Consider the following 26,469-nt stretch of genomic DNA (forward strand, 5'->3'; position numbering starts at 1 on the left):
TTCGCGATCTAACGAAACCGTGTGATCTTATCGGGCAGCAAAAGCAAGGATTTTCGTTTTAACGAATCTGAGCGGCCTTATTTATCTCGGATGATCTTAAAGAAGGCGATCGCGTGCGAAATAAGATCTCTCCGTTTCGTTACATTTTGCAAACCGCTGAATTCGAGCGAATAACGTCTCTGGGATTCGTTAGGCGACCGAACTGCCGCACCGGCACAGAGAGGCGGCGCGGGGAAACTTCTGGCCGCCCAGTCGGAGAAGGTCGCCGCGCGCACTATCCCGGCTCAAACCCGAGAGAAACGCCAAGAGCCGCCCGAAGGCGGCTCTCCCCTCCCGGCCGGACGGCCGGAACGAATCAATATTCCAATCCCGGATACAGCGGGTATTGCGCCGACAAGTCGCGAACCATGCCGCGGGCTTGCTCCAGCTTCGCGCCGTCTTGCGGATTCTTGAGCGTGAGCGCGATCACCTTGCCGATCGTCTTCATCGCTTCCTCGTCCATGCCGCGGGACGTGACGGCCGGCGTGCCGATCCGGATGCCGCTCGTGACGAACGGGCTCGTCGGGTCGAACGGAATCGCGTTCTTGTTGACCGTGATGCCGACGGAATCGAGCACGTGCTCGGCGTCCTTGCCGGTAATGTTCAGATTGCGGGTGTCAACCAGCATCAGGTGGTTGTCGGTGCCGCCGGAGACGAGGTTGAGGCCTTCGGCCAGCAGCGTGTCGGCCAGCGTCTTCGCGTTGGCGACGACGTTCTTGGCGTAGTCGCGGAACGACGGCTGCAGCGCCTCTCCGAGAGCGACCGCCTTGGCCGCGATGATATGCATGAGCGGGCCGCCCTGCGTGCCCGGGAACACCGCTTTGTCGATCGCCGCAGCCCACGGCTTCCGGCACAGGATCATGCCGCCGCGCGGACCGCGCAGCGTCTTGTGCGTCGTCGTTGTGACGAAGTGCGCGTGCGGCACCGGGCTCGGATGCTGGCCGCCCGCGACGAGGCCGGCGATATGCGCCATGTCGACCATCAGCAACGCGCCGACGTCGCTTGCGATCCGGCCCAGCGCTTCGAAGTCGATGATGCGCGGATAGGCGCTCGCGCCGGCGACGATCATGCGGGGGCGATGCTTGAAGGCCGCTTTGCGGACCTCGTCGTAGTCGATCGTGAACGTCTGCTCGTTCACGCCGTAAGCGACGAAGTTATAGAGCAGGCCGGACGCGTTGACCGGGCTGCCGTGGGTCAAGTGGCCGCCGTGCGCCAGATTCATGCCGAGCACGGTGTCGCCCGGCTTAAGGGCGGCCAGGTAGACGGCCAGGTTCGCCTGTGCGCCGGAATGGGGCTGAACGTTCGCGTGCTCGGCGCCGAACAGCTCCTTCGCGCGATTCCGGGCGATCTCTTCCGGAATGTCCACGTATTCGCAGCCGCCATAGTACCGTTTGCCCGGGTAGCCTTCCGCGTACTTGTTCGTCAGAACCGTGCCCATCGTTTGAAGAACGGCTTCGCTGACGATATTTTCGGAAGCGATCAGCTCCAGGTTGTCGCGTTGGCGGGTTAGTTCCTGGTTGAGAGCTTTGACGATCTCGGGATCCTGCTTGCGCAATTGTTCCATGTTCGGGGTCCTCCTCGGGGTATGGGATCATGCCAAAAAACACGCGAAAAATTTTCGAAGCTTCGGCGTTCAGTCGCAGGTTCCGGCATCCGGCGAGTCCGGCAGCGCATATACCGCGCGTTCGCCGCCGATCAGCTTCGGACGGGAGAAGGCCATCGTAAGCCGCGCTTCCCCGATCCAAGGAACGGAAGGGCGTACGGGCACCGCGACCGGGCGCAGGTGCATGCCGATCAGCGTCTCGCCGATGTCGAGCCCCGCGTCGGCCCGGACGGACTCGACGAGGCACGGATCGGACAGCTTGCGGTAAGCGAGAGCGGCCATGGAACCTCCGGCCCGGCGAACGGGGACGGCCGACACGATCTCCCAGCCTCTCGCTTCCGCCAGCTCGCGGGGAGCGACCAGCGCGCGGTTCAAATGCTCGCAGCACTGCCAGACGACCTCGAAGCCGATCTTGCCGCGAACGCGGGCGACGCCTTCATAGATCTGCTCGGCGACCGATTCGGCGCCGGACGTGCCGATGCGGCGGCCCTGCACTTCGCTCGTGCTGCAGCCGATCGCCACGATGCGCCCCGGACGCAGCCCGCCGGCCTCCGCCAGCTCGGTCAGCGACCTCTCGACCTGCTCCGCGATCGAAAGTTCCTTCTCCTTCGGATCAGTAGTCATGCCCGTCTCCTCCCGGCCTCGCCAGCGAGTTCGAAAATGTTACGGATGAAGGGAATATTGCGATTCCAGCGCCTTGACCTTGTCGATCCGGCCTTGATGCCGCAGCCCTTGGGAGAACGGAGTCTCCAGCCAGACGCGGACGATCTCCTCGGCGACGCCGGGGCCGATGACGCGCTCGCCCATGGCGAGAACGTTCGTGTCGTTATGCTCGCGGGTCGCTTTGGCCGAGAACAGGTCGTGCACGAGGGCGCAGCGAATGCCCGGCGTCTTGTTGGCGGCGATGGACATGCCGATGCCCGTTCCGCAGATCAGGATGCCGCGCTCCGCTTCGCCGCTTACCACCTTGTCGCATACCGGCACGGCGTAATCGGGATAGTCGACGGAATCCGCGCAATTGCAGCCGACATCGATAATCTCGTGACCCTGCGCCTGCAGGAACGGTACGATCGTATCCTTCAGACGGTAACCCGCGTGGTCGGCTCCGATGGCGATTTTCATGCTTGATGTCCTCCCTTGGCTTGTCTTGCAGTCCACCATATTATACCTTGAACCTGCGAAAAAAGACGAAAAAAGAGCAAGCGCGCGAAGAAACGCACGCTGCTCTTTGCCCAGGCGACCGGCCGATATTCCGATGCTCCACCGTGGTTAAGTCCACCTGTGTCGCCAGTTACATCGGAACTGCAACTTGTATCCTCATCATACCGAAGGAATCGGCAAAAATCAATCGGGTTTTTGCAGTCTGCCGAGCGCCCGCCCGAGCGCCTCGAAGATCTCGTCGGCACAACGCTCGTACAGCTCCGGCGGCCCGCCGTAAGGGTCGGCGATATCGAAATCCGGCAGCTTCAGCTGAAGCTCGCGCAACCGTTCCAGATCCGCTTCCGACAGCCTCTGTCCGAGCGATCGCTTCAACTGCCATTCCGCGTAAAGCCGATCGATCTCGGCGATATCGTCCATGGCCGGATCCCCGTTTAAGGAGAACTCCTTCAACGTGTACGTCTTGCCCGCGGCGGCCGGGAACCGTTCGATAACCGCCTGCTTGTGCCCGGACGTCATGGTCAGGATCCAGTCGGCCCACTCCGCTTCCGCGGACGTGAGCGAAGAGGACGCGCCCGGCAGCGGCACTCCGCGCTTGCGCAGCGTCTCCGCCGCGTGTTGGGAGATCGGCAGCCCGTTCATGGCGGATACGCCCGCGGAACGAACTTCGACCGGAAGGCCGTTATCTCCCGCGAGCTTGCGCAGCATCGCTTCGGCCATCGGGCTTCGGCAGGTGTTGCCGGTGCATACGATCAGAATGCGCGTCAACTTGCCCGCCTCCTTCGGCTCATCTCGTGGGATACCGAAGCTCCGCCAAAAGGGGAATCGCCGCGGAGTCTCGCACCATAGGAGCTATATTTACCTAGTTATATCAGAAAAAGAAGTCCGAACGCAAACAAAATAGCGCCGCCCAGCGCTTCCCCGTAACCGCCCAGCCTGCCGCTGATCCTTCTGCCCAGCATCAGCCCGAGCACGCTCATCGCGCCTCCGAAAAATCCGAACGTCAGCACGGTTTCCATGACGTGGGAGGCGAACATGCCGAGCGACACCCCGACCGAAAAGGAGTCCACGCTTACGCTCAGCGCGAACAACAGCAGTCCCCATAAGGTGCGGTGGTTGATCGACTGCACCGCTTCCCCGCGCAGCGAGCTGTACACCATGTGCCCGCCGAGCAGCAAGAGCAGCGCCCCTCCCGCCGACGTGGCCACGCCCCCGAGCAGGTCGCTGACATAATGGCCGGTCACCATTCCCCCAAGCGGCATGAGCACGTGAAAAATCGCGATCACCGAGCTCAGCTTCAGGATGTCCAGTCTGCGCACGCCCTTCAGTCCGATTCCGACGCCCAGAGAGAACGCGTCCATGCCCAGCGCGACGGCCATGATCAGAATCGTAATCCATTGCCCCAAAGAGGCGGCGAAGTCCTCCATGACGAATCCCCCTTGCCTGCAGACGGAAATGCGGCGAATATCGGCCGGCGTACAAGCCGATACCCCAGCATATGCGAACAGGCCTTGGAACATGTCCTTCGGGGAATCGCCGTTCCGTGCGCGGTGCTTGTCCGAGGTCTCGGATACGGGCGGATCTCGCGGCGGCGGGAGACGAGGTCGGGGCAGCCGAACGAGCGCATGAGCGAATGGCTTCATGGGGATGGGCTGCGGCTATAGGAAGACCGTAAGGCCATTCAGGAACACGATCGATCGCCTACTTCGTCTCTCATAAGAGCCGGCTGCGTTCCGGGAGAGCCGCATGAGGTCGTGAGCGGACAGGCCTGCGATAGGCGGGAAGCCCGATCGGCAGGCCTCGGCCGGGGCGGGCGGCCTGGCGCCCGGAGCGCTAGACGTAATGGATGCGCCCGCCGGCGGCTTTGCGCATCCGGTTCATGAGCGCGGCGCCGATGCCGCGCTCGGGATAACCCTCGGCGACGATAAAGCCGACGCCGAGCTCGTCGCATTCGCGCAGCGCGGCGTAGAGCGCCTGCGCCGCCCGTTCCGGCTCGGCCCGCGGCCCGAGCCGAAGCACCGCGTCCGCGCGGTAAGCCGGGGCGTTCTCGTCGCAGGCGAGAACGCCCACGCGCAAGCCGCGCGAGCGCTGGGCGTCGGCCGCCTCCTGGGCGGCCGCGCGGACGCGGGCGGCGTCGCCGCCCGCCACGACGACCATGACGCCCTTCGGGGCGTAATGGGAGTACTTAACGCCGGGCGAGCGCGGCGCGCCCGCGTCCGCGGCGGCAGCGTCCCCCGCATCCGGGGCCGGGGACGCCACGTGCGCCTCGCCGCCGAGCGCGGCTTCCAGCTGCTCGGCAGTGACGCCGCCGGGGCGGAGCACATGCGCCGCGCCGTCCACGATCCGCACGACCGTCGACTCCACGCCGACGCCGGTCGGTCCTCCGTCCAGAACGCCGTCGATCCGTCCGTTCAGGTCCTCGAGCACGTGGCCGGCCCGCGTCGGGCTCGGCCGGCCGGAGCGGTTCGCGCTCGGCGCGGCGATCGGGCAGCCGGCGGCGGCGATCAGCCGCCGGGCGAGCTCATGCCCGGGCACGCGCACCGCGACCGTATCGAGCCCCGCGGTGACGCGCGCGGACACCACTCCCGGCCGCGCCGGCAGCACCAGCGTCAGCGGGCCGGGCCAGAAGGCGTCCATCAGCCGCCGTTCCGCCGGCCCGATCTCCGCCGCCAGCGCTTCCGCCTCTTCGGCGGAGGCCGCATGCACGATCAGCGGGTTGTCCGAAGGCCGCCCCTTCGCCGCGAAAATCCGCTCCACCGCCGCCTCGTTCCGCGCGTCTCCCCCGAGACCGTACACCGTCTCGGTCGGAAACGCGACAACGCCGCCGGCGGCGAGGAGCGCGGCGGCTTCCCGCACGCCCTCGTTCTCCCGCTCCGGCGGCCAATAGATCGTTTGATGAGTCGTCATGTTCTCCGTCCATCCTTACGTTATCCTGAAGTTGACTATTATTATAGCACAGGCTCCTTCAGCTTTTACGAGAAGAGCGAGGCGATCCAGGCGATCAGCTTTTTCAGAATCACGATCAGGAAAAACTCCGCGTGCGGCTTCTCCGGGGCTGCGGCATCCGTCTTCCCGTCCATCGCCGCAACCGTCCGCGCGTCCGCCTTCCCGACCGCTTCCGTCGCGTGAACCGAGCCGGATTTGGCGTTCGTCTTGGCGGTTGCGACATGGGTATCGGCCGATTTGGCTTCGTCCGCATCGTCTTTCGCCGTTGCCGCCGTCAGGCATAGGGGCGGAAACAGCACGCACCACCAGTTGGCGCCGTCGCCCTTCCCGAGCGTGATCCGCAGCGCTTCGTACTTGCCGGCCGGGTAAGCTTTGCCTTGGAACGTTTTGGCCGGGAACGGCACTTCGTCCAGATCGATCGACGCTCCGTACGGCGCGTTCTGCGCCTTCAGGGCTTCGTCCGCGACCTTCCTCACTTCGGGAAGGCGAGCCTTGAGAAAAGCTTTCGCCTCGTCCTCGGTCGTCGGCATCTTTCCCCACGACTCGATCAGCGCGGCCATGCGGTCGCGCACCCCGCGCTTGATCGCCTGGTCTGCCGCGCTGTCGGACTGCGCGATAATTCGAATCCGGATCGCATCGTCCGGAATAGGTTCCCTATCATTGCCGGCATAGGCCGGATTGGTCTGAGCGATCAACGTCGTACCGCCGATAAGAAGAAGAAAAAATAATAGGATTGCCGGGCCAAGACCACGCATCGTGATTCGCTCCTCGTGAGCGCCCGTCGGCGCCGCTCGATGCGTTCCGGAACGTCTTAGCCCTAGTATGTCCTCCTCGCAAAACGATAAACCTACCATTTCGGCGGATTGCTAGATTTTCTCCAGGCTCCCCGTGCGGCTGAGAATAATTAGCCTCTCAAAACGAAGACGGCTCGCGGTACGGCGGCGGATTTGCGTTCAAACGAAAAATCTCCCTTTGTCCCGCCATTTGGCCGGCTGAGAGACCGGCGAGGCCGAACAAAAGGAGATTTCGGGGGAGTTCCTTGTCTCGTGTTACCGGCGAACCGCGATCACATGCCGGTCGATGCCCGCATAGTCGCGGACAAAACGGACCTCGCTCCAGTCGGCGGCGGATCGGAGCAGCTCCGCGACGTCCTCCGCCTGGCCCGCTCCGACTTCCCAGGCGACGAGCCGGGGCAGCTGCGGCAGCAGGCTCATCCGTTCCGCCATCCGCCGATACGGGGCCAGGCCGTCCGCCCCGCCGTCCAGCGCCAGGCGGGGCTCATGCTCGCGCACTTCCCGCTGGAGGCCGGGCAGGTCGGCGGAAGGGATATAGGGCGGGTTGGACACGAGAATGTCCGCCGCCAGCCCTTCCCTCGCCGCGCCGCCGCGATCCGCGGCGATAAAAGGCTCCAGCAGATCGCCTTGAACGAAGGCGATCCGCGGCTCCACGCCGTTCGCCCGCGCATTGCCGCGGGCGACTTCCAGCGCGTCCGGCGACAAGTCCGACGCCACGACGCGCCAAGCGGGCCGCTCCGCGGCCAGCGTGACCGCGAGCGCGCCGCTTCCCGTGCCGACGTCCAGCGCCGTCAGCTCGGCGCCCTGCCATCGCTCCGCTTCCAGCAGCACCGCTTCCGCCAGAAGCTCCGTCTCCGGGCGCGGAATGAGCACGCTCGGCGTCACCGCGAACCGGCGCCCGCAGAAGGATTGTCCGCCGACGATATATTGCACCGGCTCGCCCGCCGCCTTGCGCGCCAGCAGCCGCTCCCATTCCGCCCGGCGCGAATCCGGGAACGGCTCGCGCAAGTCGCGCAGAAGCTCGGCCTTGCCGATTCCCAGCGCATGCAGAAGCAGCAGCTCCGCGTTCGCCTCGGCCTCGTCCACGCCTGCTTCCCGCAGTGCCGCCGCCCCTTTCCTCCACGCATCTCCGATCGTTTGCATCGGTTCCTTTTCCCGTTCCATGGTCATCCAACGACTCCTATCCGCCGCGAAACGTCCGTCCCACTGCCATCTGTCACGCCCGCTCTCTACCGAACGCCCTGGCATCTCCGAAAAAAACTGCAAGAATGCAGGCTTTCCTCTCTCGCTCGCGGCGACAGTATCTCAATCCTGCAAAAATGCAGGCATTTTAGCGTCGGCGGGTTGATTTGGAGGGCTAACGGAGGAAATTCCTGCACTTTTGCAGGAATTAAGGCTTATTGCGGCTTTCTCTGCATAAAAACCTGCATTTTTGCAGGTTTCGGCAAGTTGGCAGGCAAGGTTGCCCGCCGGACCGGCAAACTCAGCTTCGGCATCCGCCCAGCATCCGGTTCGGCTTGCGCCGGCTGCAACTCCCCGGAAGTCGGCTCGGTTTGCGCCAGCTGCGGCTCACCGGAAGTTGGTTCGGCTTGCGACGGCTGCGGCTCCCCGGAAATCGGCTCGGCTTGCGAAGACTGCAACTCCCCGGAAGACGGTTCAACTTGCGCCTGCTGAGGCTCACCGGAAGTCGGCTCGGCTTGCGCCCGACCGCGCCTCGTCGGAGGCCGAATCGGCTAACGCCAGCTCAGCTCGCCGGACGGTTCGGCTAGCGCCGGCTGATGTCCGTCGACAGCCGCTCGGGACCGCGCCCGAAGGCGCTCCGGCCGAATTCGCAGCGAGAGGCTGCCCTCCGGCAATCAAGCCGTGAGAGACAGCCTCCTTTCCCGCATGGGCCGCTCGAATATCAAAGCCGGACAAGGGCCGTGCGGCAGCCTTCTTGGCTCAAGCCATGCCCTCGCGGGCGAGCATCTCGGTCTGTTCGGCCAGCGACAGCGCCTGGACGATCTCGTTCATGTCTCCGCCCAGCACCGCATCCAGCTTGTGCAGCGTCAAGCCGATGCGATGGTCGGTGACGCGGCTCTGCGGGAAGTTGTACGTGCGGATGCGCTCGCTGCGGTCGCCGGTGCCGACCTTCTCCTTGCGTTCGCCGGCGTACTTCGCTTCTTCTTCCTGCATCTTAATGTCCATGATGCGCGTCCGGAGCACCTGGAGCGCCTTCGCTTTGTTGTCGTTCTGCGATTTGCCGTCCTGACAGGTGGCGACGATGCCCGTCGGAAGGTGGGTGACCCGCACCGCCGACTTGGTCGTGTTGACCGACTGGCCGCCCGCTCCGCTGGAGCAGAACGTATCGACGCGAATGTCTTTGTCCAGAATCTCGATGTCGAGCTCTTCCGCCTCCGGCATGACGACGACGGTCGAGGTCGACGTATGGATGCGTCCGCCCGACTCGGTCTCCGGCACGCGCTGCACGCGGTGAGCGCCGCTCTCGAACTTCATCTTGCTGTACGCGCCTTGGCCGTTGATCGTGAAGATGACCTCCTTGAAGCCGCCGAGATCGCTGACGCTCGCTTCGAGCATCTCGGTCCGCCAGCCTTGGCTGTCCGCGTACTTCGCGTACATCCGGTACAGCTCGGCGGCGAACAGGTTCGCTTCCTCCCCGCCGGCCGCGCCGCGAATCTCGACGATGACGTTCTTGCTGTCGTTCGGATCCTTGGGCAGCAGCAGAATGCGGATTTGCTCCTCCAGCTCTCCCTGGCGCTCGGTCAGCTCCTCGATTTCCATTTTGACCATTTCGCGCATTTCGTCGTCCAGCTTCTCTTCCTGCATCGCCTTGGCGCTGCCGAGCTGCTCCACGACCGATTTATATTCCTGATAAGCCTGATAGGCTTCGTTAAGGTCCGATTGTTCCTTCGCATAGGAGCGCAGCCGCGCCGGATCGTTCACCACGTCCGGGTCGCATAACAGTTCGCTCAGCTTCTCATATCGGTCCGCCAATGCTTGAAGACGGTCCAGCACGTTCCTCAGCCTCCGTAAATAGTCCGGCCCGGAAAACCGTTGCGATCAGAAAACCCGATCCGCGAACGCCCGGCACTCATGCACCTGCGCGTCTTGGCGGAACGTTTCTCCCGCTTCGATCGATCCTTGCCGTCTTTTTCAGAATGAACTGAGAATATTATATCACACTCCCGCAATCTTTGCGGCGGCTTCCGTCGCCCGAACGGCCGGCTTGGTCCGCCAATTGACGAGAAAGATGCCCAGGCAGATGAGCGCGCCGCCCGCCCCGACGTACCAGTGCAACGGTTCTCCCACGAGCGCCCAGCCGCCAAGCACGCCGAAGAACGGAGCCAGAAACAGGAACGCGCTCGTTCGGGCGGGATCGGTCGTACGAAGCAGGTAGAACCAAATGGAGAATTGGCCGATCGAGCTGATCAGCACGAGCCACAGCAGCACGCCGATCGTCGTCCCGTTCACGGTCAGATGCGGATGCTCCGAGACGACGCTCAAGGCAAGCAGCACGATGCCGCCGGCGAGCATCTGATATCCGGTCAGCACGAAGCTGTCGAAGCCGCCTCCCCAACGCTTGGTCAGCAGCGTCGCCGAGGCGAAAAACAGGGCGCCCAGCAAACCGATGAACGTCCCGGGCGACACATGGAAACCGGTGCCGAACGTCTCGACCACGCCCGCAAGACCGACGGCTGCGCCGATCCATTGCCTGGCCGAGTATCGGACCCCGGCGAACAGCGCGCTCAGCACGATGACGAGCAGAGGGCTGACGAATGTCAGAATGGCCGATTCTCCCGAAGTGATCCACCTCATGCTATAGTAAGCGCAGCCCATGACTCCCGCGGAGTTCAGGACGCCGATCAGCGCCGCCTGTCCCCACTGCTTCGGGGTACGCGGCTGTGTCCGCTTCCTCATGGCGAACGTCATGATCGCTCCGCCCAGAACGAAGCGAATTCCCATGAGCAGGAACGGGCTTGCTTCGTCCAATCCGATCCTTCCGATCGGAAAGGCGAGCCCCATCATCAGCGTCGCGGCCAGAACAAGAATGGCGTAAGTCATCCGGCTCATAGCGTTTTCCTCCTCTCGATGCTGTTTGTATTGTACTCCCGTTTGGCGTTCAGTTAAAATAAACATTATCGATGTTTGCAATCATTATGAGTGATGGAGAGGTGTTCGCGGTGGAGAGCGGGGATCTGCGCGTTTTTCAGGCGGTGGCGACGGAAGGGTCCATTACGAAGGCGGCGAACCGGCTCGGCTACGTGCAGTCGAACGTGACCGCCCGCATCCGGCAGCTCGAAGCCGACTTGCAAACCGTGCTGTTCCACCGGCATAACCGGGGAATGGTTCTGACCGCCGGCGGCAAATCGCTGCTGGAATATGCGAACCAGATTCTCGGCTTGCTGGACGAAGCCGCCAAAGCGGTCACTTCGGCCCATGAGCCGCGCGGCCCGCTCTCCATCGGGTCCTCGCAGACGTGCGCGGCGGTGCGGCTGCCCAAATTGCTGGCCCGCTACCACCGGCAATATCCCGAGGTGGCGCTGTCCCTGACGACCGGCAACTCCGACGAACTGACGGAGGGGATCTTGCGTTACGAGTTGGACGGAGCCTTCCTGTCCGGTCCGTTCGATCATGACGAACTCGCGGCGATTCCCATGTTCGAGGAGGAAATGGTACTCGTCTCGGAAGCCGGACTGGAGGAATTGGAGGAGGCTCCGGCCAAGCCGATCCTCGTGTTCGCCGGGGGCTGTTATTACCGGTCCGCTCTGGAGTCGTGGCTCAAGCAGAATTCGTGGAAAAGTCCGCAAACGATGGAGTTCGGAACGCTGGAAGCGATCCTCGGAGGGGTGTCGGCGGGACTCGGCATCTCCCTTCTTCCCCGCACGGTCGTGGCCAAAGGGGTCGAGGAAGGCTATCTGAGGGCGCACGAATTCCCGGAGGAAGCCCGCTATGTCGATACGAGCTTCGTCTGGCGCAAGGACGCTTTTCTCAGCCGGCCCCTTCGGCTGTTGATGGAGCAGCTGGCGTCGGCTGCGGAGCCTGCCGCGGACCTTTTCCGCGCCTGACGGAACGGGATATCGGAAAGCCGAAAAGCCGCATCTCCCCCGAGGGAGGTGCGGCTTTCATGTCTGCGCGGTTAGGCGAATCAGCCGTGCGCGGCCGACGCTTGCGGATAAAGCGTGCCGTTCGCCGATTGGGTCAGGATGCGGATCAGCATCACGGCGGCGAAACCGGCGATATAGGCGATCATGACGCCCGTCTCGCGCCAGAGCAGGTCCCAGTTGCCGGTCGAGACGACCGCATGGAACCCGCGCAGCGCGTAGGTCATCGGCAGGCACCGGCCGATCGCCTGAATCCATTCCGGCGCCAGTGGGAACGGGAACGTGCCGCCGCTCGTCGCCAGCTGGGTGACGACCAGGAAGATGCCGAGCAGCCGGCCGAACGTGCCGAACAGCGAGACGAGCATGACGATGAGCGTCATAAAAGCGAACGAGACGATCAAACTATACAGCAGCATAAGCGGAACGCTGACCGGACGGATTCCGAACGCGAAGATCAGAACGCCGTTCGCGAGCAACGTCTGGATCAAGCCGACCGAGTAGAAAAGGCCCAGCTTGCCGAACATGTACCTCCATCCGTTTACTTTCGGGGCGGCCGGGAGATGCAGCGGGATGATGTTGGCCGCCAGCAGGCTTCCCACAAGCAGCCCCAGCGCCAGGAAGTAAGGCGTCGAACCGGTGCCGTAGTTGGGCACGGCGTTCATCTTCTGCTCGACCAGTTGAACCGGCTGCGCGTACATTTGCAGCGTCGGATCGTCGGCTTTGACGCCGGCCGATTGGGCGGCCGCCTCCTTCAGGCTCTCCGACAGCTGTTCGGAGCCGTTCGCCAGGCTTACGAAGCCTTGCGCCAGCTGCTCCGAGCCGGTGTCCAGCCGCTTCGCTCCGTCGGCCAACGATTGCAGTCCGCCGCCAAAACGCTGGAAGCCGGCCGCCCATTGGAAGAGCCATTCGCGGCTTCGTTGATCCGGAAACGAAAGCTGCGTTCAATGAGATGTACGGCGAAAAATATGGAGGGAAATAAGCGCCCGCACCTTCGCTTGGGCGATGCCCTCCAACAGCACTTCAACAAACGACTTTCCATCGTCCCGATGGAAAAACCTACTTACACAAACTTCTTGACGCTACCCACGTGGAGGCGCACAGGCGCCGTTTGCGGCACGCGCTGCCGCTATGCGCTCCGCGCGGAGGCGCGCAGGTCCCGTTTGCGGCACGCTCTGCCGCTAACGAATTTCAGCGACGTTATTTCGCCAAAATCAAGCTCGGGCCAAACGTAACGAAACGGATAGACCTTATGGAGGCGGATGACGGCCGTTTGCCGGATGAAACGGGCAAATAAGCTTCCTCCGATTCGTTAGAACGCAAACCCGCCTCTTTTTCGTCAAATAAGAACTCTTGGATTCGTTAGCGAGGGAGAATTGGGCTTGTTCGAATACCAGCATGGGGCGATGTGCCGCAAATCCGGACGGGCGGCCGTCCGAAAGCGGGCAATCGCTAGCGCCGCAGCGTAAAGATGGAAGGGTGAAGCCCCTTCAAAGACAGCGTCATCCCCTTCGCGCAGGATAGCCCCGCACGCTCCGCGGCTTCAAGCAGCGCGGCTTCCGCGTCGGTCAGGCAGAGAAACGTTCCGCTTCCCGCCAACACCCGCCCCGCTTCCCGCAGCATGCCGAAGTAGAGGTCGGAGAGCGGCTCGTCCGCGGCGATCTGCCGGCCGAACGGCAGGTTGGCCGCCATCTTGTCTACGCTGCCGGCATCGAGCGGGAGCCGGCGGGCGTCCCAAGTGCGGAGACGAACGCGTTCACAGGGCTCGAGATTGGCCCGCGCCGCCGCGACGGCTTCGCCGGACCGATCGCCGCCTACGATCCGAGCGTACGGGTAGGCGAGCCGCTCGGACAAGATCGTGCCGGAGCCGCAGCACGGATCGACGAACGTATCCGCGGCGTCCGGGCGGGACAGCCAGACGAGCGCGTGCGCGACGGTGGGCCGCAATGCGGCGGGAGCGAATGCCCTCTGCGCCGAGCGATAGCGGTAGGAAGCGCCGGTCATCCTCAAGGCGAAGACGGCTTGGTCATCTATAAGATCCAGACGGAACTCCAGCTCGTGGCCGCCGGACGGATCGCTGCGCCAGCGGGTATGGCGCGTCTCCAGTCCCCGCTCAGCCGCGGCCGCCGCATCGAAGCGGGAATAGCTGTGTTTCCCCATCCGGCTGGCGTTCACCTTGAACCGGACCGTTCCGGCATGCGCCCGGCCCCGCCCCGCGGTCCATCCGAAATCCAACGCGGACAGTTCCCGCTCGATGCCGAGCAGATCCGCCTTGCGGGGGCCGACCCGGAAGCGGCGAAGAGGCCGGTACAGATTGTCCGCGGTTCGCAGCTCCATCAACCGCTCCAGGGAGCTGCGCGAAGCGAAATAGATTTTCCCCCGTTCCTCTCCCTGAAGCCGGGCATCCGGCAGCTTCGCCCGAATCTCGTCCATCAGAACGGGTTCCAGCCCCGGCAATACGGTCGCAAAATAAGAAGTCATCGAAGATCAAGACCTTTCGCATGGAATGGAAAAACGCAAAAAAGACGCGGAAGAACCGATGTTCTTCCGCGTCTCCTATGCGCACGAGGAAGACCCCCGCCATGAGGGCCTCTCGAAATAAGAGCGTGATTGAAGATTCGTTTCCAGACAGTCGGCGGCAAGCAGCGCGGATTAATAAACCCAAGCCGTCGGCCGGGTCGCGCCCCTGCAGCTTTCGTTATTCAGTTGATGAGTCAACCGATAACGACTGTCAAGAAAACGGCCATCATCAAAGCACGATCCCTCCATTCCTACGAATAAACCGATTATACTTCCGGCGGCGGAGGTCCGCAACCGGACAACTTTTGGCGGGAAGCGAGGCCGAAACGGCCTCTTCCCGGATTATGCCTTCGCCCGGACCGACACGGCCACCTCCGCCATGATCCGGTCTCCCCCTTGGGCATTCCACTGCTCGACGAACGTGTCGAAGGCGCTCAAGGGCAGCTCGCCGGTGATGATTTTGGCGTATGTTTCCTGCTCAAGCTTTTGCAGCGCGGCCCACTTCTCGGTCATCGTCGACGTCGGATCGACGAACAGGCTCTGAACCTTCTCCATCTTCGTCTTGCTGACCGCCCCGCCCAGCAAATAAGCTTGCGTGGCGCTCCAGGCCTCCAGATTCTTCCTGGGCGACTCGCGTTCGGTCACTGCGCTGTCGTACAGCTGCTTCGTCTCGGCGTCCAGCTGACCGGGCTGGATCTCCCCGTTCAGCGCCTGAACGAGCCGGTCGTGCCTGGTGATGACGGCGTCGGGCCGATCGAGCAGCAGATCGAACGGATAATAATTGCGCAGCTGCGTGCCCAACTGATCGGTCAAGGCGATCAGTGCGGGCGCGTTCGGATCGAGGTTCCGCTCCATCCGGGTGAACGTGTTCAGCAATTTCAAAGCCGCTTCCGGATGGGCATATCCGCTGCGGACGACCAGATACCGATCGGTTACCGGGGAAGTTCCGGTGACGAACGCTCCCTGGTCGTTTTCCGGAGCCGCATACACCTGCCATTCCGCTTTCGTGTCGTCCGAGATGGACTTCGAGAGCGGATAATACGGCGCCCACCACGGGCCGAAAAACAGCCCCGTCTTGTTCTCGGCGACCAGATCCTGAGCGTCCTGCCGCAGCATGAACTGCTCGTCGAGGACGCCGTCCTTGTACCATTCCGCCAGCAGGCTCAGCGCCCGCTTCGCCTCAGGCTGGACCGAGCCGTAGACCGGCTTGCCGTCCGAGCCCCGAATCCACCGCTTCGGGAACGCCCCGAAGGCGGCGAAAACACCGTTCAGGCCGTTATTGCCGGTCTTCTCGTCGTAGACGAGCGAGCGGTCCACCGGAATGCCGGCCGTATCGGCCTTGCCGTCGCCGTCGAAATCCGCCGAGCGGAATGCCTTCGCGATGGAGGCTATGTCCTGCAGCGATTGCGGGGCCGGCAGGCCGAGCCGGTCCAGCCAATCCTGCCGGACCCATAAGTACGTCGGCTCGTCCGCCTCGATCGCCACGTTCGGGAACCCGTACAGCCTCCCGTTCAGCGACGCTTCCTTCAGCGCCTTCCCTCCGGTCGAGCCGTACAGGGACTTCACGAGAGTGGAAGCATACTGTCCGTAGATGTCGGTCAAGTCCGCGAGCTGCCCCGAGCGGGCGAGCTCCAGAAACTGGGCGCGATTCGCCACGAATGCGTCCGGCAGGTCGCCGCTGCGGATCGACAGATCCATTTTGGAGGCGTACTGGGCGTCGTTGGGCGCCTCCCAGGCGTAGCGGATCGTGATGCCCGTCATCTTCGTCAAATACCGGGTCAGAAAATTGTTCTCGCTCGTATCCCCTTCCGGAAGCTGAATGTCCGAATATTGGTGGGGGATGCGAAGCGTCACCGGGGATTCGTAGCGTTCGTACGCGAACCGATCGGCATCGTCCGTCGGGCTCCCGGAAGCGGGCGCTCCGCCCCGGCCCGTGCAGGAGCCGAGCAGCAGCAGCGCGAACCCGGCCGCCGTCAGCGCCCGTGCCGCTTTCCCAAGGCTTGCCTCTTGTCGCCACCGTTCCGCTCTGCCGAGGCTCGTCTCCTTTCGCGCCCCTTCCGCTCTCCCGAGGCTCACCGCCCTTCGCCTCCTCCCGCGCCGGTCGTCTTTCGGAGCTCGGACGGCAGACAGCCGAGCTTATCCCGGAACACCCGGCTGAAATACTTCTCGTCGACGAACCCGACCCGGCCCGCGACCTCCCGGACCGGCAGCTCCGAGCGGACGAGCAGCTCCCGCGCCCGGTCGATCCGCAGCTTGCGAAGCGTGTCCCCGAACAGCTCGCCGCCGGCGAACTTTTTGAAGCACTGGCTGAAATAGCTGCGGCTCATGCCGACGCGGCGGGCGATATCGTCCTGGCTCAGCTCCTCGCCCAGATGGTCCTTCATGTAACGGATCGCACGGACGAGGCTGAAAAACACTTCCCGGCTGAGCGACAGCTCCGCCATACGCTGCTGAACCCGCAGCGCCGCCTTCGAGAACCAGCCTTTGAGCGGCTCCCACCTTCGCATCTGCCGAAGCTCCGCTTCGAAGGACGCCCCTTCCGGCTCCCAGCCGAGCAGCCCGGCCCATTCGCAGGCGATCTCCCCCGCGAAGCGGCGGAGGCGGTCCGGATCGATCCGCCGCGCTTCGACCCATTCGATGAATCGTTTCCAATCCTCGGTGAAAATGAGCCATTTCAGCTCTCGCCAGGCATCTTCCGCCGCCGCCAGCTCCGATTCGGACGGCGGGTCGAGCCGCTTCAAGTCTTCCAGCGCGACACGGGCCGCCGTCTCCGCGACGGGCAGGTAGAACAGGTAGGAAGGCAGCCGGGAGGAGATCAGCGATTCCGCTTCGCGCCGGGCCATGCCTGTCACCGAGACCGCCTGAACGGCCTGCCAGTCGGCCGTTACGTAGGCCGGCAGGTCTCTCAGCCAGTCCGCATGCGATTTCCCTTCGCCCGGCGCCAACCAGAGGCCGCCGGACAGCGGCCTGAGCGAATGGGAGGACGGCACGCCGTCATGGAGGGCGTCCGTTCGCGACGACTTGCGCAGCGGGACGAACACGACCCCCGTCTCGAAAGCCGCGGCACGGACGGGGGCGGCATCCCTCGTCTCCCAGGCGTACCGCTTCGCGATCCGGTGCATCGTCTCGTCCACGTTATTTTTGTTAAGCAGCGTCTTGACGATGTAATCGATCGCCCCGAGCCGCAGCGCCTCCTGCACGTAATCGAACTCGTGGTGGCAGGTCAGGATGACCGACTTCGTCCCCGGATATCGTCCTCTCGCTTGCTCGATCAGCTCGAAGCCCGACATGCCGGGCATGCCGATGTCGACGAACATGAGGTCGATCGGCTCCTGGCCGAGCGCCTCCAGGGCGGACGCGCCGTCCTTCGCTTCCCCGACGATCCGGATTCCGTAGGAAGCCCAGTTCGCGAGCGAGATGAACCCTTTGCGCACGCGCTTCTCGTCATCGACCACCAAAGCTTTGATCATGGAGCTCGCCCTCGTTTCGCATCGGAATGTCTACCGTAAGAGTCGTCCCTTCTCCGGGCGCGCTGCGAATCTGCAGCCGCTCCCCGCTTCCGTAGAAGCTGTCCAGCAGCCTGCGCACGTAGCGCAAGCCGATGCCCATGCCTCTGCGCGGCCGCTCGCCGTCCTCTTCGAACAGCTTGCGGATCGTATCCTCGTCCATGCCCGGACCGTTGTCCGACACTTGCAGCCGCAGGCCGGCGGGCTTCACCCGGCGCACCGTGACGACGATCTCGCCGTCCTCTTCGTTTTTCCCGTGGTAGATCGCGTTCTCCACCATCGGCTGCAGCAGGAATCTCGGGATCGCGCACATTTCCGTCTCCGGGTCCACCTCGATGCGGAATCGCAGTTCGTCTTCGTACCGGTACCGCTGCAGCTCCAAATAATGACGGAGCGCCTCGATCTCCTCCCGGACCGTAACGATCAAGCTTTGCTTGCCCATATTGTACTGCAGCACCTTGACCAGAAGCGTGACGATCGTATCGATCTCCTCCTGGCCGTTGGCTCGGGCCACCCATTGCACCGTATTCAGCGTATTGTGCAGAAAATGCGGATTGATCTGGCTGAGCAGCTTCTCCGTCTCGAGCTGATACTTCATGCGCTCGTTGCTGCCGACCTCGGCGATCAGCTGATTGACGGTCGTCTTCATCGTCTGAAAATTGCCGAGCAGCTGGTCGAATTCCTCGACGTTCATATATTGAACGGGCGCCTCTCGCTCGCCCGTCATGCGAACGATCTCCAGGTTTACCTTGCGAATCGAACCGTACACCTTGCGCCAGATCAACATCGCCAGCACGATGGCGAACGCGAACGCGCCGACGAACAACGCGGCCATGCGCCACAGCCAGTTGTCGATCTCGCGGTTGAAAGCGCTTTTGCTAACGGCCGTCACGAGCTTCCATCCTTGCGGGCTGTCGTAGCCGAACAAATAATACCCGTGCTCGGTTTTCATCTCGGGATTGTCCGCGGACTGCGCCATCTCCCAACGGACGTTCTGCGGATCGAGCGGCGCCTCGCCATCGTCCGCGAACAGCGCTTGGCCGCTCTCGTTGATCAAATAATGGGACACCTTCATGCCGTACCAGGAGTTGTTCATGATCTTCCGGAACAGGTTGTAGTTCGTCTCCAGATAAATGTAGACGGACTGCTCCTGATCCGTCCGCACGACCCGCAGGGACGAGAACACGGTATTGTCGCTGTCTTTGTACTGCGTCCGATGCGGCCCTTGGAAAGTGGCTCCCTTGTAATGAACGAAAGCCGGCAAATCGTCGATGCGGAACGTCGGCGCCACGGCCAGATTGGTGAACAAGACCGGATTGTCGGCCTGCGGCATGTAGTACACCGTCAGCCCCAGGTTCGGGTTCGTAAAGTTGACGACGTTCATGCTCTCTTCGATGTCTTTCTTGATTTCTCCTTTGTCGTACGTCCGGTCGGTGGCAAGGTACCGGTTCATCAGATCGGCGATACGCCCGTCGAGCGCGAACTGCTTCGAGACGAAATCCAGGTCGTTCAGCACGTTCTCCAGCCCCGTCGCTTCCTGCTTCAGGCTCGCGTCGATGCCGCTGCGAATCTTGTTGGTCAGAATCGCGTGCAGCGAAGAGTAGGTATAGACGGAGAACAGGACAGGCGGGAACAGGCAGGCGATGAGCAAATAAACGACCAGCGTCCGTCTTAACGTACCGGGCTTGAATGGATGGGGCATCCGAAAAAATCGCAGCGCGGACAGCTGGCGTTCCTCCTTCCCGGCTCACGTGATGCGGAATGTTCATCTGCTATTTTAGCAACGTTCGCGGTCTTTAGGGAATAGAGAAAGGCATGGATGACGGCAAGCGTCCCCCATACCTTTCCGTTCGGAATGTCTTCGCTTATTTTTGCTTGCGGTACCCGAACACTTTCTCGTTCTGCTCCTTGTTCCAAGCCAGCACTTCGTCGTAGCCGAGCCCTTTGGCCTTGGCGATCATCTCGTTCTTCAGCTTGTCGTATTCGGCGTCGTTCTTCGCGAACACCATCTTCCATGAATACTGCTTGATCACCTGTGCCGCCTGGCTCTGCTTCTGCGACAGCGAATCGCTGATCACTTCGGGCGCCGTGCCGGTGAAGATCTGCGGGTTGACCGCGAGCATGTTGTTCTTCTCCAGATACTCCTTGGCCGTCGTCGCTCCGCCCATCGCCGCGCGCCAGCTCTCATCGAACTTGGTCGGAGCTTTCGACAGATAAGACGACCACAGGTCGTACTCGTACGGCTCGCCCGTATCCGGGTTCGTATCGGTCAGCTTCAGCGTCGTGTTGTTGATCTGGTTCTGGCCGTCCTTCCAGGTACCGCCGCCGAACTCTTCCGGCACCGGCGTCGGGTTCGAAGGCAGCGCTTGGTTGCCGAAGTCCGTCAGCTCGTACTTGCCGTCGGCGTTTTTCTTCCAGGCGAGACCTTCCGGACCGTAGTTGGCCACGGTAACGCCTTCCGGGCTGTACAGCCAGTCGAGGAACTCCATGATCCGCTCCGGATGCTTCGCCTTGGCGCCGATCGCCCAGATCCGGTTGCCGCCGTACGGGTTGTAGCCGTACGAGAACGTGCGCTCTTCCTGGAACGGCACGAGCGCGAAGCCCTTGCCTTCCGCGAGGCGTTCCGGCGTGTTGTACGTGTTCATCCACGGGAACCACGTGAACAGCAGCTGTCCGTCCGTCATCTTGTTGACGACGTCGTCGAACGTCTGGGTGAGCGAATCCGGATCGACGAGGCCCATTTGGTTCGCTTCATAGTACAGATGAAGGCCGCGCAGATAGTAGCCGTCTTCGTCGAGAACGCCCTGCACCTCGTCCTTGTCGGCCGAGATGAGCGTGAAGCCGCCGTTGTTGAAGCCGTCGCCTTCGTCGAAGCCGTTAAGCCCCGCCCAAGCCTTCGCGTTCATCATCATGTTGCCGTCCCAGTCCTTCCACATCGAGAAGGCGTAGGTCGGTCGGCCGGAATCGCTCTTCGGCTCGAGCTCCTGCATTTTCTTAAGCACCGGCAAATAATCTTCCATCGTCTTGATGGGCGGGCTGCCGATCTTCTGGTACAGGTCGAAGCGGAGGTTCGGGTGGTAGGTCAGGTCTCTCGCCTCGGACGGGCCCGGCTTGTCGTCGCCGACGTCGAAGCCGATGCCGTACACCTTGGAGCCGCCGCCGAAGTTGACTTTGTTCTTCTCGATCGCCTTCGGCGCATACTTCAAGATGTTCTGCCCGTACTTGTCGAGCAGGCCGTCCTGCGTCCAATCCAGCAGCATGCCGGCCTTGATGGCGTCCTGATACTTTTGGCCGTCGTCGCCGAACACGACGAGATCGCCGAGGTTGCCGGCCGACATCATCGCGGAGAACTTGACGTCGCCGCCGCCCTCCAGGTTCGAGGAGATGATGTTCAGGTCGAGGTTGAACTTGTCCTTGACGACTTTGGCGAACCAGCCTTGCTGCTCGCCGGAGAAGTTGGACAGCATGGAGAAGACGTCGACTTTGTATTCGTCCCGGTTCTGCGAAGCCGAAGGCGATGCGGATGCGGAAGAGCTTGCCGCCGATCCGGACGGCGATGCGGCCTGCGATGCGGATGGGGATGAGTTGCCGTTATCCTTGTTCGACGAGCAAGCCGCCAGGCTCAGCGCCAGCAGAACGGCGGTAGACGCAAGTCCCGTTTTTCTCATCTTGGTCAACTGGTTTGCCTCCCTTGTTTGTTCCCGATTGTGGCCGTGCTTGAACGTTGCGTGAATCGCATGCGCGGCCGCGCCGCGCGCCCCCTCCCGATCACCTCCTTCAAGAAGCCGATAAGCCTCGTGCTTCACCCCTTGACGGCGCCGATCATGATGCCCTTCACGAAGAAGCGCTGGAAGAACGGGTAGACGAACAGAATGGGGATGACCACGACCATGGACACGGTCGTTCGGACCGAAGTGGCCGTCTGCATTTTGGACAGATCGATATTCGCCGTGCCGCCGCCGCTGCGGATAATGGCCGCGAGCGAATTGGATTCGTTCAAATATTTGTAGAGCACGAATTGCAGCGTGTAATATTTCTGCTCGGTCATCAGGAAGACGGTATCGATAAACGAATTCCACTGCGACACCGCGGCGAAAATGGCGATCGTGGCCGCGATCGGCATGATGAGCGGCAGAACGATCCGGGTGAAGATCGTCATGGTGCCGGCTCCGTCCATCTCCGCGGATTCCTGCAACACCTCGGGAATCGATTCGACGAACGTCTTGACGAGAATGATGTAGAACGGCGAGACGATCGTGGGCAGCACGTAAGCGAGGAAGTTGTTCGTCATGTGCAGCTTCATCATGATGACGTACCAGGGAATAATCCCGGCGTTAAAGTACATCGTGACGACGACGAAGCGATACCAGAAGCTGCGGCCCCACATTTTTCGCTTGGTGAAAATGAACCCGAGAAACGCCGAGCCGAGCACGGTCGCCGCCGTTCCGACGACGGTGCGCGCCACGGAGATGAATGCGGCTTGGGACAAGCCTTTCAGCTTAAGGATCTGGACATAGTTCCCGAAATGGATCTCCCTCGGATACCAGGTCACGAGGCCTCTGGCGCTGAGATCGTTGCTGCTGATCGTGTTGATGAACAGGTAGTAGAACGGGAATACGCAAAGCAGCGTAAAGAGGACAAAGAAGGCATAATTTAACGTCATAAACGTTCGGTCGCCCATCGAGCGGCGAATTCGCATGTGCGTCACCTCTTCCGTTAATCAAATGATGGATTCGCCGCGGACGAGCTTGGACAACCGGTTGGCGAACAAGAGCAGGCCGATGCTGATGAGCGACTTGAGCATGCTGACGGCCGTCGCGAACGAGAAGTTCGTTCCGAGCATCCCCGTGTTGTACACGTACAGGTCGAGCACTTCGATGTGGTCTTTGTTGATCGGATTCTGGAAAACGAAGTACTGCTCCATCCCGTTGTTGATGAAGTTCGCGATCGAGAGCATCAGCAGAACGAAGTAGGTCGGAAGAATGCCGGGCACCGTGATGTTCCACATCATCCGGAACCGGCCGGCGCCGTCGACCTTGGCGGCGTCGTACAGCTCCTGGTCGATCGAGGTGATCGCCGCGATGTACATGATGGCGCCCCAGCCAAGCCCCTTCCAGGTCCCCCACAGAATCATCGCAAGCCACGTGTGGCTGTCGGTGGCCAGGTAGTTGATGCCGCGATCCTGCCAGCCCAATCCGATCATGATCTTGTTGATGAGCCCGTTGTCCACGTTGAACATGGCGAACGCGATGGCGTAGACGAGGACCCAACTGATGAAGTTCGGCAGCGTCGTCAGAATCTGAACGAGCTTCTTGAAGCGCATGGCCCGGATCTCGCTCAGCAGAATCGCGAACGCGACCGGGAGCACCGAGGTGAGAATGCCGAGCGAGCTCATGGCGATCGTATTTTTCATGACCCGTCCGACTTCCGCGGTCTGCGTCGGGTTCGCGAAGATCGAACGGAACCATTGCAGCCCGACGAACGGCGTATCGGACAGCTTGAAGCCCGGCCGGTAGTTGTAAAGCGAATAGATCCATCCGTAGAGCGGCAAGTAGCTGAAAAGAAAGACGAGCACGATAAAAGGAAGCGCATACAAAAACAACCGGTAACGCTCTGGCAACCCTCTCGATCTTCGGACGACGGACTCTCCGGAAGCGCGGACGATCGGTTCCATGGGACCCCTCCTGCTGAACTTCTTGGTTTTGCGGCTCGCGTCAAAGAATTTGTCGAAACCGTTTTCTTTTTCGGACCGGACCCGGCCTCTTGCCTTTCGACCGGTACTTTCATTTTACGGAGTTATCGGTAACCGTGGGAGGCAAAACGGTGCGGCGTTCGGGAAAAACGTTTTCGGAAGGAGAACGAATTTCTACCCTCATCGAACCGTTGTCTACCTAGGGGAGGGAACGGAGAAAGCCCCGGTCAGGAGGACCGGGGCTTTCGGGCTTGGAGCTTATGGGGTCTCGAGCAGGTTATACGTTGAAGCGGAAATGCATGACGTCGCCGTCGGCGACGACGTATTCTTTGCCTTCCAGGCGAAGCTGGCCTTTGTCGCGCGCGGCGGCCATCGAGCCGGCGGCGACAAGGTCGTCGTAGGAGACGACTTCGGCGCGGATAAAGCCGCGTTCGAAGTCGGTGTGAATGACGGCGGCCGCCTGGGGCGCTTTGGTCCCTTTGCGGATCGTCCAGGCGCGCACTTCCTGAACGCCGGCCGTGAAATACGTGTACAGGCCGAGCAGCTTGTAGGCCGCGCGGATCAGACGATCGAGCCCGGATTCTTGCAAGCCGAGCTCCTCCAGGAACATCGCCTTGTCCTCGCCTTCGAGCTCGGCGATCTCCGATTCCACCTTCGCGCTGATCGGCACGACCTCGGAGCCTTCCGCCGCGGCGAATCGGCGAACCCGCTCGACATACTCGTTGGCGTCCGCGTTCGCCGCTTCGCTCTCATGCACGTTCGCCGCATAGAGCACCGGCTTGATCGTAAGCAGGTGAAGATCGCGGACGATCAGCTTTTCCTCGTCGGACAGCTCGACGCTCCGCGCCGGCTTCTCCGCCGTCAACGCGGCGTGGATGCGCTCCAGCACTTCAAGCTCTTGGGCGTACTTCTTGTCTCCGCCCTTCATGTTCTTGCGAGAGCGGTCCATCCGCTTCTCGACGGAATCGATGTCCGCCAGGATGAGCTCCAGGTTGATCACTTCGATATCGTTAATCGGGTCGATCTTGCCGGACACGTGGGTGATGTTCTCGTCCACGAAGCAGCGGACGACGTGCACGATGGCGTCGACCTCGCGAATGTTGGCGAGAAACTTGTTCCCGAGACCTTCGCCCCGGCTGGCGCCTTTGACCAGGCCGGCGATGTCGACGAATTCGAATGCGGTCGGCACGATCCGGTTCGGCGTGACGATGTCGGCCAGCTTCTGAAGCCGTTCGTCCGGCACCTCCACGACCCCGACGTTCGGATCGATCGTACAAAACGGGTAATTGGCGGATTCGGCCCCGGCTTGGGTGATGGCATTGAATAAAGTGGACTTGCCGACGTTCGGCAGCCCGACGATCCCGCAGGACAGTGGCATGCGTACAACACTCCTGACTTGGCGGCGGCCGGCGGCGATCCCGCCGCCCGCGGCCCCTGTTCAATTCTCACGTCATTATACCGGAATCCGCTCGGCTTCGTCTACTCGGGCCGCGACGGCCGTTACTCTCGCGGGACGCGGATAGCGGCAGGCCCACGGGAGAACAATGACGTCAGGGAGCTCCGCTCCCCATGCACGGCGGCCGCGACTTATCCGCGGCTCAGCCACTATGCCAGAGGAGGCTATCCGAGTGGAGAACAAAAAGCACCGCGGCAATTACAAAGGAACGACGAACATGCACGCCGAGAACCAGGACATGGCGTTCGTCAACGATACGCTGGAGAACACCAAGTCGGTCGCTCCGGTTCCCCAGAAAAACAAAAAGTCCGACTGAACGGCGACGGCGGCACCCCGACAAGGTGCCGCCGTTTTCTATTTGATCCGCTCGCGCAGTTAAACCCAAGCGTCATTGTCATATCCAAGGTTTTCCCAATAGCCGATGTGAGACTTGTCGATCAGTTCGATCCGCACCAGCCATTTCACCGACTTGTAGCCGTACATCTTCGGCACGATCAGCCTCGCCGGGCCGCCGTAGTCGCGTCCGATCGGCTTGCCGTCATGCAGGACGGCGACCATGATGTCGTCCATCGCCGCCTGCTCCAGCGACAGGGCGTCGGTGTAGACGCCGTCGCCGGAATAGAACTTCACGAATTTGGCTTCCGGCTTGACGCCCGCCTGCGCCAGCAGCTGAGCGAGGGGGATGCCCTCCCACGTATTCTTGTACACCGACCAGCCGGTGACGCAGTGGAAGTCGCTGACCTGCACGCGGCGCCGAAGCGCGAGGAACTGCTGCCAGTTCCAGCTCCCCGGCTTGTCGACCAGGCCGTCCAGCGTGAACGTCCAATTTTGGGAGTCGAACTTGGGGAGCGGCGTTACCGTATAGACCCGGTAGCTGCCCTTAGCGCCTCCGCCCACGACGTTCGCCGAATCGGGGAGCGGCACCGGCTCCGGCACCATATGGTTCGCATCCTCCCCATCCGCCATGCCCCCCGGCAAACCGACGCCGAGAACCGACTTGCCCATCCAGCGGAAGAAGGACGGCGCGACGGCCGCGGTCAAGGCGATGCCGACCGACCATTTGACGAATTGCCGCCGGGTCATCCAAGGCTGCGGGTGCGCCGCGGGGTGAAGGGCGGGCGAGCGCTCGCCGGATGGAACGTTCGTCTCTTCGGGCTCCGGAATGTCCGTCCGGATCGCCCGCCGCTCCGGCCTCCGCATCCAGCGCAGCCGCACGAGCGAATGGTACGCGATATACGGCAGGCCGGCCCAGGTGAGCAGATCGTGCACGAGCAGCGCGTTGCTGGCCCATCGGGGCGGAAGATGGCGGAACTGCCACAGAACGATGCCGGACAGCAGCCACCCGATCAGCAGCAGCAGTACGAAGCCCAAGTTGCCCCGCTGGCGGGGACGTTGGCGAAGCTGCTTCAGGTGCTTCCGCATGAGCGGGCCGTAAAGAGCAAGAAAAATCGCCGTAATCAGACCGATATAAATGTGCAGCTGCTTCAGCCATACCCGTCCCCCGCCCAGCCATCCGCGCGCCGCGCCCCAGGACAGCAGCAGCCCGCTTAAGGCGAGAAAGACGACCAGCCAAGCGTTCCATCGATGCAAATCCGCCAGTTGCTTGCCGAACCCCGGTTTTTTGCGACCGCTCATGTTCCGATCCCTCCCCGCGCG

22 protein-coding genes and 1 riboswitch are annotated in these 26,469 nt (G+C 62.3%); of the genes, 2 read left to right on the forward strand and 20 right to left on the reverse strand.

Features of this window, described 5'->3' with window-relative positions:
- Positions 1 to 355: 355 nt before the first annotated feature.
- From H7C18_RS19010 to H7C18_RS19055, 10 genes are all read right to left on the reverse strand, one after another.
- Positions 356 to 1,603: a serine hydroxymethyltransferase gene (locus H7C18_RS19010; protein WP_185130672.1), complete on the reverse strand. Its 1,248-nt coding sequence runs from the start codon at positions 1,601 to 1,603 to the stop codon at positions 356 to 358.
- Between the two features lie 69 nt (positions 1,604 to 1,672).
- On the reverse strand, positions 1,673 to 2,266 hold the full coding sequence (locus H7C18_RS19015) for a TIGR01440 family protein (RefSeq protein WP_185130673.1): 594 nt from the start codon (positions 2,264 to 2,266) through the stop codon (positions 1,673 to 1,675).
- Between the two features lie 39 nt (positions 2,267 to 2,305).
- On the reverse strand, positions 2,306 to 2,764 hold the full coding sequence (rpiB, locus tag H7C18_RS19020; RefSeq protein ID WP_185130674.1) for a ribose 5-phosphate isomerase B: 459 nt from the start codon (positions 2,762 to 2,764) through the stop codon (positions 2,306 to 2,308).
- A gap of 101 nt (positions 2,765 to 2,865) precedes the next feature.
- Positions 2,866 to 2,947, reverse strand: a riboswitch (ZMP/ZTP riboswitch).
- 39 nt (positions 2,948 to 2,986) lie between these two features.
- Complete coding sequence (locus H7C18_RS19025) at positions 2,987 to 3,568, reverse strand: low molecular weight protein arginine phosphatase (RefSeq protein WP_185130675.1); 582 nt, start codon at positions 3,566 to 3,568, stop codon at positions 2,987 to 2,989.
- A 98-nt stretch (positions 3,569 to 3,666) separates the two neighbouring features.
- Positions 3,667 to 4,227, reverse strand: a complete 561-nt coding sequence (locus tag H7C18_RS19030; protein WP_185130676.1) for a manganese efflux pump MntP — start codon at positions 4,225 to 4,227, stop codon at positions 3,667 to 3,669.
- 406 nt (positions 4,228 to 4,633) lie between these two features.
- Positions 4,634 to 5,707 (reverse strand): L-threonylcarbamoyladenylate synthase, encoded by a 1,074-nt coding sequence (locus H7C18_RS19035; protein ID WP_185130677.1) that lies wholly within the window; start codon positions 5,705 to 5,707, stop codon positions 4,634 to 4,636.
- A gap of 65 nt (positions 5,708 to 5,772) precedes the next feature.
- Positions 5,773 to 6,441: a stage II sporulation protein R gene (locus H7C18_RS19040; RefSeq protein WP_185130678.1), complete on the reverse strand. Its 669-nt coding sequence runs from the start codon at positions 6,439 to 6,441 to the stop codon at positions 5,773 to 5,775.
- A 354-nt stretch (positions 6,442 to 6,795) separates the two neighbouring features.
- Positions 6,796 to 7,710, reverse strand: a complete 915-nt coding sequence (gene prmC / locus H7C18_RS19045; protein WP_185130679.1) for a peptide chain release factor N(5)-glutamine methyltransferase — start codon at positions 7,708 to 7,710, stop codon at positions 6,796 to 6,798.
- A gap of 771 nt (positions 7,711 to 8,481) precedes the next feature.
- Positions 8,482 to 9,555 carry a peptide chain release factor 1 gene (gene prfA / locus H7C18_RS19050; RefSeq protein ID WP_185130680.1) on the reverse strand — a complete coding sequence of 358 codons (1,074 nt, stop codon included), beginning with the start codon at positions 9,553 to 9,555 and terminating at the stop codon, positions 8,482 to 8,484.
- A gap of 162 nt (positions 9,556 to 9,717) precedes the next feature.
- Positions 9,718 to 10,611 (reverse strand): DMT family transporter, encoded by an 894-nt coding sequence (locus H7C18_RS19055; RefSeq protein WP_185130681.1) that lies wholly within the window; start codon positions 10,609 to 10,611, stop codon positions 9,718 to 9,720.
- A 110-nt stretch (positions 10,612 to 10,721) separates the two neighbouring features.
- Here H7C18_RS19055 and H7C18_RS19060 point away from each other — a divergent pair, with 110 nt between their 5' ends.
- On the forward strand, positions 10,722 to 11,606 hold the full coding sequence (locus H7C18_RS19060) for a LysR substrate-binding domain-containing protein (RefSeq protein ID WP_185130682.1): 885 nt from the start codon (positions 10,722 to 10,724) through the stop codon (positions 11,604 to 11,606).
- Positions 11,607 to 11,686: 80 nt separating this feature from the next.
- On the opposite strand, the gene H7C18_RS19065 is transcribed toward H7C18_RS19060, so the two are convergent.
- The 9 genes from H7C18_RS19065 to ychF form a co-directional block, all read right to left on the reverse strand.
- On the reverse strand, positions 11,687 to 12,493 hold the full coding sequence (locus H7C18_RS19065; protein ID WP_185130683.1) for a YhgE/Pip family protein: 807 nt from the start codon (positions 12,491 to 12,493) through the stop codon (positions 11,687 to 11,689).
- A 598-nt stretch (positions 12,494 to 13,091) separates the two neighbouring features.
- Complete coding sequence (locus tag H7C18_RS19070; RefSeq protein ID WP_185130684.1) at positions 13,092 to 14,120, reverse strand: methyltransferase domain-containing protein; 1,029 nt, start codon at positions 14,118 to 14,120, stop codon at positions 13,092 to 13,094.
- A gap of 381 nt (positions 14,121 to 14,501) precedes the next feature.
- Complete coding sequence (locus H7C18_RS19075) at positions 14,502 to 16,235, reverse strand: extracellular solute-binding protein (protein WP_185130685.1); 1,734 nt, start codon at positions 16,233 to 16,235, stop codon at positions 14,502 to 14,504.
- Entirely contained in the window at positions 16,232 to 17,629 is a 1,398-nt protein-coding gene (locus tag H7C18_RS19080) for a response regulator (RefSeq protein ID WP_185130686.1), read from the reverse strand. Before H7C18_RS19080 ends, H7C18_RS19075 begins: the two co-directional genes overlap by 4 nt.
- Positions 17,604 to 19,367 (reverse strand): sensor histidine kinase, encoded by a 1,764-nt coding sequence (locus tag H7C18_RS19085; protein ID WP_185130687.1) that lies wholly within the window; start codon positions 19,365 to 19,367, stop codon positions 17,604 to 17,606. Before H7C18_RS19085 ends, H7C18_RS19080 begins: the two co-directional genes overlap by 26 nt.
- 163 nt (positions 19,368 to 19,530) lie before the next feature.
- The gene (locus H7C18_RS19090) at positions 19,531 to 21,333 is read right to left on the reverse strand and encodes an extracellular solute-binding protein (RefSeq protein ID WP_185130882.1); all 1,803 of its coding nucleotides are present in this window, start codon (positions 21,331 to 21,333) and stop codon (positions 19,531 to 19,533) included.
- A 134-nt stretch (positions 21,334 to 21,467) separates the two neighbouring features.
- Positions 21,468 to 22,364 carry a carbohydrate ABC transporter permease gene (locus H7C18_RS19095; RefSeq protein WP_238357808.1) on the reverse strand — a complete coding sequence of 299 codons (897 nt, stop codon included), beginning with the start codon at positions 22,362 to 22,364 and terminating at the stop codon, positions 21,468 to 21,470.
- Positions 22,365 to 22,385: 21 nt separating this feature from the next.
- A complete protein-coding gene (locus H7C18_RS19100) occupies positions 22,386 to 23,339 on the reverse strand; it encodes an ABC transporter permease (RefSeq protein WP_185130688.1) in 954 nt (317 codons plus the stop codon).
- Positions 23,340 to 23,634: 295 nt separating this feature from the next.
- Complete coding sequence (ychF, locus tag H7C18_RS19105; RefSeq protein WP_185130689.1) at positions 23,635 to 24,735, reverse strand: redox-regulated ATPase YchF; 1,101 nt, start codon at positions 24,733 to 24,735, stop codon at positions 23,635 to 23,637.
- Between the two features lie 250 nt (positions 24,736 to 24,985).
- Between ychF and H7C18_RS19110 the strand changes: the two genes are divergently transcribed.
- Entirely contained in the window at positions 24,986 to 25,129 is a 144-nt protein-coding gene (locus H7C18_RS19110) for a hypothetical protein (protein WP_185130690.1), read from the forward strand.
- A gap of 59 nt (positions 25,130 to 25,188) precedes the next feature.
- Here the strand turns inward: H7C18_RS19110 and H7C18_RS19115 are convergent, their stop codons facing one another.
- Positions 25,189 to 26,448: a molybdopterin-dependent oxidoreductase gene (locus H7C18_RS19115; protein ID WP_185130691.1), complete on the reverse strand. Its 1,260-nt coding sequence runs from the start codon at positions 26,446 to 26,448 to the stop codon at positions 25,189 to 25,191.
- Between the last annotated feature and the right edge of the window lie 21 nt (positions 26,449 to 26,469).

It is taken from the genome of Cohnella zeiphila (assembly GCF_014212055.1).
GTDB classification, from domain to species: Bacteria; Bacillota; Bacilli; order Paenibacillales; family Paenibacillaceae; genus Cohnella; species Cohnella zeiphila.